Raw genomic sequence first — 11,770 nt, forward strand, 5'->3', positions numbered from 1 at the left:
TGTCCGAGGCCGACCGGCCGTTCGGTACGTCACTTGGGTTCCCGGAGCTTCTCGTTGATCACACGGGCGACCTCGGCCGCCCATTCCGGCTGCATGAGGTACGGGTGGCCGCAGCCGATGACCCGGTGTTCGATCCGCCCTTCGACGAAGGGCTGCCACGCGCCGACCCGCCCGGCGATGTCGGAGGCGGACACCGACCGGTCCGGCTCGGCCACCAGGACGAGCAGGTCGCCGTCGTACACGGGGGGCTCGTACGCCGCGAACAGCCGCCGGTTGTTGGCGTACACCCGGGCGAGCGCGGCGACGTCGTCCACGTCCAGGCTCGCGAGCACGCTCTGCTTCGCCCGCAGCATGGCCACCACGTCGGCGTGGTCCAGCGGCCCGTCGCCCAGGGCGTCCAGGTCGTAGCCGACGAAGTCGAGCATGACCCGGAGGGCGTCCTGCTCGTCCGGGGTCCGGTCGGGCAGCGGGAGGGAGCGGTCGAGCGGGAACTCGTCGAGGTTGGCGAGCAGGGCGACCCGCTCCCCCGCGGCCCGCAGCTGGACGGCCATCTCGTGGATGACGGTGCCGCCCAGCGACCACCCGAGCAGGTGGTACGGGCCGCTCGGCTGCACCTTGCGGATCTGTTCGACGTAGTCCGCCGCCATCTCCGCGATCGTGTCGGGCAGCGGCTGGCCGCCGGACAGCCCCCGGCACTGCAGGCCGTGGATCGGACGCTCGGCGTCGATGTGCTGCAGCAGCGCCGAGTACGACCAGCTCAGGCCGCCGGCGGGGTGCACGCAGAACAGCGGGGAGCGGCTGCCGTACTCGCGAAGCGGCAGCAGGACCTCCAGGGAGTCCTGTTCGGCGTCGCCGCCGAGTCGGCCGGCGAGCTCCGCGACGTTCGGCGCGGCCAGCACCGTACGGATGCTGAGCTTCACGCCGAAGGCCGACCGGATCCGGTTGACCAGGCTCATCGACATGATGCTGTCGCCACCGAGGTCGAAGAAGCTGTCGTGGACACCGACCCGTTCGATCCCCAGCACCTCGCGGAACAGGCCGCAGAGGATCTCCTCCTGGGGCGTGCGCGGGCCGCTCCACTCCTTCGGGCCGTATTCCGGTGCGGGCAGCGCCCTGCGGTCGACCTTCCCGTTGGCGTTCAGCGGGAGCTCGCCGAGCACCACGAACGCCGCCGGGACCATGTAGTCGGGCACCCGCGCCGCCAGCCGCTCGCGCACGGCGGGGAGGTCCGGGCCGGCGTCGGCCGGCACCAGGTAGCCGACGAGGCGCCGGCTCCGGCCGGCCTCCTCCCGCAGGACCACCGCGGCCTGGCCGACCTCCGGGTCCGCAGTCAGCGCTGCCTCGATCTCGCCGAGCTCGACGCGATAGCCGCGGACCTTGACCTGGTCGTCGACCCGGCCCAGGTACTCCAGTTGGCCGTCGGCGTTCCAGCGGGCGAGGTCGCCGGTGCGGTAGAGCCGCTCACCCGGCACGCCGAGCGGGTCGGCCACGAAGCGGGACGCGGTCAGGTCCGGCCGGTGCAGGTAGCCGCGCGCCAGCTGGGCGCCGCCGATGTACAGCTCGCCGGCGCTGCCGAGCGGCACCAGGCGCAACCCGGCGTCCAGCACGTACAGCCGGGTGTTCGGCGTCGGCCGGCCGACCGGCACGGCGCCGGAGGGCGCCGCGGCCCCCGGTTCCAGCCGCAGCACCGCGCAGCCGACGGTGGCCTCGGTGGGCCCGTACTCGTTGATGACGGCCACGCCCGGGTGGGCCGAGCGCCACTGGTCCAGCGGCTCGCCGAGCAGCTGCTCGCCGCCGATCACCAGCTCACCGGTGGGCGAGCACTCCGGGTCCAGCCCGGACAACAGCGCCAGGTGCGACGGGGTCACCTTGAGGAAGGCCGGCTGCCGCCGGTCGCCCTCGGCCTGTTCCAGCTCCGCCACGTGCACGCACCCGCCGGTCACCAGCGGGGCGAACAGCGAGGTCACCGCCATGTCGAAGGAGACGGGCGAGTGCAGCAGGGCCCGCTCCCGCGCCGAGGGGTAGGCCTCGGCCGCGTAGTCGATGTACTGGGCGAACGAACCGTGTTGCACCACCACGCCCTTCGGACGGCCGGTGGACCCTGATGTGTAGATCACGTAGGCCGGCGCCTGGGCACGCCATCGCTGGCCGTCGGCCGTCCGCGTCGCCGGTTCGCCGGTGCCGGCCGGGCGCGGCCGGTCGAGCAGCCGAACCGGGGCATCCGTGCTCGGCAGGCCGGGGGCGCTGTCCGAGCGGGTCAGCACCAGGACCGGCCGGGCGTCGGCCAGGACGTACGCCAGGCGGTCCGCCGGGTCACCCGGGTCGACCGGCAGGTAGCCGCCCCCCGCCTTGAGCACCGCGAGCGCGGCGATCACCAGGTCCGCCGAGCGGGGCAGCGCCAGCGCCACCAGCCGCTCCGGTCCGACGCCGGCCTCGACGAGTTCCGCGGCCAGGTCGTCGGCGGCCGCGTTCAGCTCGGCGTAGCTCAGCGCGCTGCCGTCCGCGAGTAGCACGGCCGGCGCCTCGGGGGTCCGCGTGACCTGGGCCTCGAAGCGCTCCGGCACCAGGGCCGGCGCGGGCCGCGCGGTGTCGTCGAACTCGCCCAGCAGGGTGCGGCGTTCGTCCTCGGCCAGCAGGTCGGCTCGGTCCACCTGCTGCACCGGGTCGGCGATCATGCTGTCGATCGCCCGAACCAGTCGGGCGCCGACCGCCTCGACGGCCGCGCGGTCCAGCGCGTCCGGCCGGTAGCCGAGGCGCAGCCGCAGCCGGCGGCCGGGCATCGCGACCAGGCTCACCGGGTAGTGGTTGCCGTCCGTCCCGTAGCCCCCGACGATGCGCAGACCCTCCTCGGCACCCGGGTCGGCGTCCCCCTCGAGCGGGAAGTTCTCGGTGACGACGATGGTGTCGAAGAGCTTGTCGGAGTCGACCAGTCGCAGGATGTCCTGCAGTCCGAGGTGGTGGTAGTCCATCACCGAGGTCTGCTGACGCTGTACGGCCTCCAGCAGGCTCGCCCAGGTCCGGTCGGCGGAGAGCCCGACGCGCACCGGCACGGTGTTGATGAACAGCCCGACCATCGTCTCGACACCCGGCAGTTCCGCGGGCCGCCCGGAGACGGTACTGCCGAACACCACGTCGTCACGGCCGGTCAGCCGCGCCAGCACGACGCCCCAGGCCGCCTGGACGACCGTGTTCAGGGTGACCCCGTGGCGACGGGCCAGCGCGGTCACCTCCGCCGTCGCGGTCTCGTCCAGCTCGACCAGGACATCGCCCGGCACGGCGGCCGCGACGTCGTCGGCCTCCGGCGCGATCAGCGTCGCTCCGTCCACCCCGGCGAGCACCTCGCCCCACGCGGCCAGCGCCGCCTGCCGGTCCTGCCGGCCCAGCCAGGCCAGGTAGTCCCGGTACGGGGTGACCTCGGGCAGCACGGACTCGTCCCCGCCCGACTCGTAGAGGGCGAACAGCTCGCGCACCAGGAGCGGGCCCGACCAGCCGTCCAGCAGGAGGTGGTGGTTGGTCATCAGGAACCGGGCCAGACAATCACCCATGCGGATCAGGGTGAAGCGCAGCAGCGGCGGCCGCTCGGGGTCGAACCGGCGGAGCCGGTCCTCGTCCATCAGCGCGTCCAGCCTGGCGGCCCGCTCCCCCTCCGGAACGCTGGTGAAGTCCAGCTCTGTCCAGGGCAGTTCGAGATCCCCCAGGACGACCTGCACCGGCCGGCTCAGCCCCTGGTGGCGGAAGCCCGCCCGCAGGTTCGGGTGCCGGCGCAGCAACGCGGCGGCCGCGTTGCGCAGCCGGTCCGCGTCCAGCTCCCCGGCGAGGTCGATGCCGAGCTGGATCGTGTAGATGTCCGGCCCGTCCTCGTCCAGCTGCGCGTGGAAGAGCAGACCCTCCTGCATCGGGGTCAGCGGCAGGACGTCCTCCAGCCGTTCCCGCCCGGCCGACTCCACCGCGTCGATCTCGTCCTGGGTCAGCGGCACCAGGGTCAGGTCGGACGGGCTGTAGCCGCCGGCCTCGGACCGCTCGACGTGCCTGACCAACGCCGTCAGCGCGCTCAGCCAGTTCTCGCCCAGCTCTCGGGCGTCGTCCTCGCCCAACAGCTCGCCCGCCCAGGCGAGGTCGACGCCCAGGCGCGGTCCGTCGGGCAGGTCCCGGGTCATGGCGTTGATGTCAACGACGTGGGCGAGCGGCCGGTCGGGGTCGCTGCCGCCGCTGGCGGCGAAGCCCTCGGGCGCGGTTCCCCACTCGACCAGTGCCGCGTCGTCCTCGGCACCGGCGCCGGCGAAGCGGCCCAGGTAGTTGAAGCTGATCTGCGGTTCCGGCAGCCGCGACAGCACCGGGGCGGTCTGCGGGTTGAGGTAGCGCAGCAGACCGTAGCCGATGCCGTTCTCCGGCACGGCGCGCAGCTGCTCCTTGATCCGCTTGAGCACCCGGCCGGCCGAAGCGCCGCCCGCGCTGAAGTCCGCCCACTCGTACGTACCGGGGTCCAGGCGCACCGGGAAGAGGCTGGTGAACCACCCGACCGTGCGCGAGAGTTCGGCCTGCTCGACGATCTCCTCGCGGCCGTGCCCCTCCAGGTTGACCAGGACCGGGCCCTCGCCGCGGTCGCGGCCGCGCCGCCACTCGGCGACAGCGACGGCGAAGGCGCTCAGCAGCACGTCGTTCACCCGGGCGTGGAAGGCCGCGGGCACGGTGGTCAGCAGCGCCGCAGTCTCCCCGGCGGGCAGCTCCAGGACCATTCGGCGCGCGGTGGAGGTGATGTCCCTCCTCGCGTTCAGCGGCCGGTCGGCCAGCGCCGGCTCCGGGTCGGCGAGGGTGTCCAGCCAGTGCTGGAGCTCCTCGATCCGCGCGGGCTGCTGAGCCGCGTCGGTGAGGATCTGCGCCCACTCGCGGAACGACGTGCCGACCGGGTCGAGCTCGGCGGGCGTGCCGGCGGCCGCGGCCGTCCAGGCCTGCGCCAGGTCCGGCAGCAGCACCCGCCAGGAGACGCCGTCGACGGCGAGGTGATGGATGGTCAGCAGCAGACGGCCGGGGGTGTGCGGGCCCGCGTCGAACCAGACGGCCTGGAGCATCGCCCCGGCCTCCGGGTCGAGCCGGTCCCAGGCGGCCTCGGCCTCCTCGCCGATCCGGGCCTGGGCCTGCTCGGCGTCCAGCCCGGCGATGTCGACCCTGCGCAGGCAGTCCGCGGCCCGGCGGGTGCGACGCTCGGGAACCTCCAGGTTCCACACCACGCCGCCGGTCCGGCGCAGCCGCATCCGCAGCACGTCGTGGTGGTCGAGCAGGCTCTGCAACGCCGCCTCCAGGCGCTGCTCCCCGAGGTCCGCCGGGACGACGAGCAGGTTCGTCTGGTTGAAGCGGTCGGGGCGACCGCCACGTTCGCGCATCCAGTGGATGATCGGCGTCAGCGGCACAGGACCCACGCCCGCGCCGGCGGGAGCAGACGCAGCCGCCGGGCCGGCCTCCTCGGCCGGCGCCGCGGCCGCGATCGTCCGGGCGAGCGCCGCCACCGTCTTGTGCTCGAACACGTCGCGGGGGCTCAGCTTGAGGCCGGCGTTGCGGGCCTTGCGGACCAGCTGAATCGACATGATGCTGTCGCCGCCGGTGTCGAAGAAGCTGTCGTGCACCCCGATCGACTCGACCCCGAGGATCTCGGCGAACAGCGAGGCGAGCAGTTCCTCCTCGGGCGTGCGGGCCGCGGCGGCGTCCTTCGCCGGCGCGAAGTCCGGTGCCGGCAGGGCCTTGCGGTCGGTCTTGCCGTTCGGGGTGAGCGGCAGGGCGTCGAGTACCACGACGGCCGCGGGCACCATGTACTCGGGCAGCTCGGCGGCGACGGCGGTGCGCAGCTCGGCGCCGGCGAGCGGCCGCGCGCCCACCTCCGCGACAGCGTAGGCCACCAGGCGCTGCTCGCCCGGCCGGTCCTCGCGGACCAGGACCTCGGCCTGGGCCACCCCGGCCCGCCGCAGCAACGCCGAGCGGATCTCGCCCAGTTCGATCCGGAAGCCGTGCAGCTTCACCTGCTCGTCGACGCGACCGAGGAACATCAGGACGCCGTCCCGGGTCCACTTGGCGAGGTCGCCGGTGCGGTACATCCGGCTGCCGGCCGGGCCGAACGGGTCGGCCACGAAGCGCTCGGCGCTCTGGCCGGGGCGGCCGAGGTAGCCGCGGGCGAGGCCGGCGCCGGCGATGTAGAGCTCGCCCGGGACGCCCGGCGGGACCTGCCGCAGCGAGCGGTCCAGCACGTGCACCCGGGTGTTCGGGACGGGCGTGCCGATCGGCGGCTCGACCGCGCCCGCCAGCGGCGCGCTGATGGTGGCGCAGACCGTGGTCTCGGTGGGGCCGTAGGCGTTGACCATCCGGCGGCCGGCGGACCAGCGCCCCGCCAGCTCTGGTGGCGTCGCCTCACCGGCGACCAGCAGGGTGAGGCCGGCCGGGATCTCGTCGTCGGTCATCACACCGAGCGCGGCCGGCGGGATGGTCGCCTGGGTGACCCGCTGCTCCGTCAGCAGCCCGGCCAGCGGCGTGCCGGGGTCCAGCCGCGAGGGCGGCGCCAGGACGAGCGTGGAGCCGGACAGCAGCGCCTTGCACAGCTCGGCGAAGGCGGCGTCGAAGCTCGGCGAGGCGAACTGAAGCACCCGGCTGCCGGGGCCGAGGCCGAGCGCCTCGACGTAGGCGGCCAACAGGCTGGCGAAGCCCGCGTGCGAGACCACCACGCCCTTGGGCCGGCCGGTGGAGCCGGAGGTGTAGATGACGTACGCCGGGTGCTGGACCGTCAGCCGGGCCTCGGGAGCGGTGTCCGGGGCCTGGTCGACGCGGGCGGCGGTGGCCTCGTCGTCGAGCAGGAGCACAGTGGTGCCGTCGGCCAGCGGCAGGCTCGCCGCGATCTCCCTGGTAGTGACGACCACACCCGGCCGGGCGTCGGCGAGCATGTAGGCGAGGCGATCGGTCGGGTAGGCCAGGTCGAGCGGCACGTACGCCGCACCGGCCTTGTGCACCGCCAGCACCGCGGCCGGCCAGTCGAGCGATCGGGGCAGCGCCAGCCCGACGAAGGTCTCCGGCCCGGCGCCCTCGGCACGCAGCACCTGGGCCAACTTGTTGGCTCGGCGGTCGAGTTCGGCGAACGACAGCACCGCGCCCTCGAAGGCCACCGCGATGTCGTCGGGCGCCGCCGCGACCCGGCGGGCGTACAGCTCGGGGAAGGTGGCCGGCGCGATGTCCCGCGCGGTGTCGTTGGCGGCCGCGAGCAGCGCCTGCTCGGCCCCGGTGAGCAGCGGGAGGTCGTCGACGCGCAGATCCGGGTTGACCGCGACCCGCTCCAGCAGGCGCACCAGGCGGCGGAACAGGTCCTCCACCGTGGCGCGGTCGAACAGGTCGAGCCGGAAGTCGATCAGCGCCTGCATGCCGGCCGGGGAGCCGTCCGGGGCGGTGCTCTCGTTGAAGGTGAACGCGAGGTCGAACTGGGTGGCGTTGACCGGCACCGGGTACGCGGCCGCGTCGACGCCGGGCAGGCCCACCGGCGAGGTGTTGGCCCCGTCCAGGTTCTGGACGTTCAGCCAGGTTTGGAAGAGCGGATGCCAGGCGAGCGAGCGCTCCGGGTTGAGCAGCTCGACCAGGCGCTCGAAGGGCACCTCCTGGTTGGCGTACGCGGCGAGGTCGTACTCGCGGACCCGGCCGAGCAGTTCCCGGAAGGTGGGGGTGCCGGAGGTGTCGGTGCGCAGGACGAGCGTGTTGACGAAGAAGCCGATCATCCCCTCCAGCGCCTTGTCGTTGCGCCCGGCGATCGGCGAGCCCATGGGGATGTCGGTGCCCGCGCCGAGAGAGGTGAACAGCGAGGCGAGGCCGGCCTGGAGCACCATGAACAGGCTGGTCTCGGTCTTGCGCGCGACAGCGGCCAGGGCACGGTGCAGCTCCGGCGAGACCTCGGCCTCGACCGTCTCGGCGGTGTAGTCGGCCTCCACCGGGCGGGGTCGGTCGGTCGGCAGCGCCAGGACGTCCGGCGCGCCGTCGAGCCGGCGCCGCCAGAAGTCGAGCTGCTTGGAGACCAGGCTCTCCGGGTCGCCCTCCTCACCGAGGACCTCGTAGTTCCAGATCGCGTAGTCGGCGTACTGGACGGGCAGCGGCTCCCACCGCGGCACCTGCCCGCCGGCCCGGGCCAGGTAGGCCCCGGTGAGATCGACGGCGAAGGGGCCGACCGACCAGCCGTCACCGGCGATGTGATGCAGGAGGATCAGCAGGGCGTGCTCCTGCGGCGCCGTGCGGAACAGCGTGGCCCGCAGCGGGGTCTCGGTGGCCAGGTCGAAGTCGCGGGCGGCCTGCTCGGCGATCGCCGCGTCCAGCGCCGATTCCTCGATGTCGATCACGACGAGCTCCGCCGCGCCCTGCTCCGGGGAGAGGATCAGCTGGTGGGCGGCACCGTCGGTCTCCGGGAAGATCGTCCGCAGCACCTCGTGACGGGTCGTGACGTCCCGGAGCGCCGCCCGCAGGGCCTCGTGGTCGAGTTCGCCGGTCAGCCGCAGGCCGACGCTGATGTTGTGCGCGGCGGCACCGTTCTCGAAGCGGTTGAGGAACCAGAGCCGGCGCTGCGCGTACGACAGCGGGATGCGCTCCGGGCGCTCGACCGGCACCACCGGCGGGCGGGCGTCGTCGGCCTCGACCAGCTTGGCCGCGAGTTCGGCCACGGTGGGCGCCTCCCACAGCACGCGCAGCGGCAGTTCGACCGAGAAGGCGGTGCGGGCGCGGCTGACCACGCGGGTGGCGTGCAGCGAATGGCCGCCCAGCTCGAAGAAGTTGTCGTGGATGCCGACCGACGGCAGGCGCAGCGTCTCCATGAAGAGGCCGCAGAGGATCTCCTCCTGCGGTGTCCGCGGCGCGGCCGCGGCCGACGCGGCGGCGAAGTCAGGTGCGGGCAGCGCCTTGCGGTCGATCTTGCCGTTGGGGGTCAGCGGCAGCGCGTCGAGCCGGACGAACGCCGACGGCACCATGTACTCGGGCAGCCGCCCGGCCAGGCCCTCGCGCAGCGCGGGGACGGCCAGGGCGGCGCCGGGGATGGCGACGACATAGGCGGCCAGCCGCTTCTCGCCCGATGCGTCCTCGTGCGCCACGACGGCGGCCTGGGCGACCTCGGGCAGCGCGCAGAGCGCCGTCTCGATCTCACCGAGCTCGATCCGGAAGCCGCGGACCTTGACCTGGTCGTCGGTGCGGCCGGCGAACTCCAGGTCGCCGTCGGCCGTCCACCGGGCGACGTCGCCGGTGCGGTACATCCGGGTGCCGGGCGCGCCGTACGGGCAGGCGACGAACCGCTCGGCGGTCAGGTCCGGGCGGCCGAGGTAGCCGCGCACCACGCCGGCGCCGGCGATGTAGAGGTCACCGGGGACGCCGGGCGGCACCAGCGCCAGACCGGCGTCCAGGACGTAGACCTGGGTGTTGGCGATCGGCTTGCCGATCACGGGGGTACCGCCCGACGCGTCGAGCGAGGCGGCGGTCGACCACACGGTGGTCTCGGTGGGCCCGTAGAGGTTGGTCACGCCGGCCGACAGGTCGGCCAGCCGGGCGGCCAGGCCCGCGGGCAGCGCCTCGCCGCCGACCAGCACACGCAACCCGGCGACCGCACCGGGGTGTTGCGACACGAGCGCCTGCCAGAGGGTGGGGGTGGCCTGCATGGCCGAGACACCCGAGTCCGCCAGGAGCCCGGCCAGCCGCTCGACGTCGCGGACCTCGTCGCGACCGGCCAGCACCACTGTCGCCCCGGAGACCAGCGGGACGTACAGTTCCAGTCCGGCGATGTCGAAGGAGATCGTGGTCACCGCGGCCAGCCGGTCGCCGGGCCGCAGGGCGAAGCGGTCGCGCATGTCGATCACGAAGTTGGCGAGGTTGTCGCGGGTGACGACAACACCCTTCGGACGGCCGGTGGAACCGGACGTGTAGATGGCGTACGCGGGGTTGGCACCGGCCACAGGTGCGGCATCGGGCGCGTCGCCGGGCAGGGCGGCGAGGCGCTCGCGGGTCTCCGGGTCGTCCAGCAGCACACGTTCGGTCCCCGGCAGAGGGGGCACCGATGCCACCGAGGAGTCGGTGACCACGACCGCGGGCGCGGCATCGCGCACGATGTACTCGATCCGCTCGGCCGGGTACTCCGGATCCAGCGGAATGTAGAGACCGCCGGTCTTCTGGACGGCGAGCAGGGTGGCCACCAGGTCCGTACCTCGCGGCAGCGCCACCGCGACCGGCGTCTCCGGGCCGACCCCGAGGCCGGCCAGCAGCCGGGCGATCCGGTTGGCCCGCGCGTCCAGCTCCCCGTACGACATCTCGGTGCCGTCGGCGACCACCGCCACGGCCGACGGATCGGCGGCCACCGCGGTCTCGAACAGCTCCTGCACCGACGCCGTGATCGGGCGGCCGTCGAGCCGGTTCCACTCCTCCAGCACCCGGCGGCGTTCCTGTGCGCTGAGCACCTCGGCTCGGCCGACCGGAAGCGACGGGTCGGACTCGATCTGCTCCAGGAGGCGGATGAATCCGTCCAGCACGCCCTGGGCCCGGCCGCCGTCGTACAGGTCGGGCCGGTATCCCAGCCGCAGGCGCAGGGTGGGCCCGGGCGTGGGGAACAGCGACAGCGGGTAGTGGGTCGCGTCCTGGCCGGTGAGGTCGGTGATCCGGGGCCCCGCGGCCGGTGCCGGCGCCTTGTCGTTGTTCAGCGGGTAGTTCTCGAAGACGACGAGGGTGTCGAAGAGCTCGCCGGTCACCGGCGTCAACGCCTGGATGGCCGAGAGCGGCAGGTGATGGTGGTCCATCAGCGCCGTCTGCTGCCGCTGGACGTCGGTCAGCAGCTCCGTCCAGGACCCGGCGTGGTCGATCTCCACCCGCACGGGCAGCGTGTTGATGAACAGGCCGACCATCGACTCCACACCGGGCAGGCCGGCGGGGCGACCGGAGACGGTCGCCCCGAAGGTGACGTCGGTGCGACCGGTCAGGCGGCCCAGCAGGACGGCCCAGGCGCTCTGCATCACCGTGTTGAGCGTGACGCCGGTGCGCCGGGCCAGGTCGGCCAGCCGGCGGGTGAGGTCCTCGGACAGCTCGCCGACCAGGTCCTCGGGCGACACCGACGTGCGGCGGTCACCGTCCGGGACCAGCAGGGTCGGCGAGTCGACACCGGCCAGCGCGCCACGCCAGGCCTCCTCGGCCGCGTCCTTGTCCTGCTTGGCGAGCCAGGCCAGGTAGTTGCGATACGGCGTGACCGGAGGGAGGGTCAGGTCCTGGCCGCCCGCGCAGTAGTGCTGGAACAGCTCCTGGACGACCAGTGGGGAGGACCACCCGTCCAGGAGGATGTGGTGCGAGGTGAGGACGAGCCAGAAGGCCTCGTCCGCCACCCGGATCATGTGCAGTCGCAGCAGCGGGGGGCGCTCCATGTCGAAGCCACGGGAGCGGTCCTCGGCCGCGAAGGCGGTCACCCGGGCCGACTGCTCCGCCTCCGGTACGTCCCGGAAGTCCACGACGTTCAGGGGGAGTTCGACGTCACGCTGGATCACCTGAATCGGGTCGCCGTTCTTGCGGCGACGGAAGGAGGCCCGCAGTCCGGCGTGGCGGCGCAGCAGGGCGTTCCCGGCCGCGCGCATGGCCTCGATGTCGACCGGTCCGGCTATGCGGACCGCCAGTTGCGACAGGTAGACGTCCAGGGCGTCGTCGGCGAATTGCGCGTGGAACAGCAGCCCCTCCTGAAGCGGCGACAAAGGCAGAAGGTCCTCAATGCGTGACTGCTTCACGACACGTGCTCCCTGGCGTC

Annotated in this window: 1 protein-coding gene; it reads right to left on the reverse strand. The window is 73.6% G+C overall.

Annotated elements, in window-relative coordinates:
- Positions 1-29: 29 nt before the first annotated feature.
- The gene (locus KV557_RS13340; protein ID WP_308129883.1) at positions 30-11,750 is read right to left on the reverse strand and encodes a non-ribosomal peptide synthetase; all 11,721 of its coding nucleotides are present in this window, start codon (positions 11,748-11,750) and stop codon (positions 30-32) included.
- Between the last annotated feature and the right edge of the window lie 20 nt (positions 11,751-11,770).

The organism is Kitasatospora aureofaciens (genome assembly GCF_019192735.1).
Taxonomy (GTDB): domain Bacteria; phylum Actinomycetota; class Actinomycetes; order Streptomycetales; family Streptomycetaceae; genus Kitasatospora; species Kitasatospora aureofaciens_A.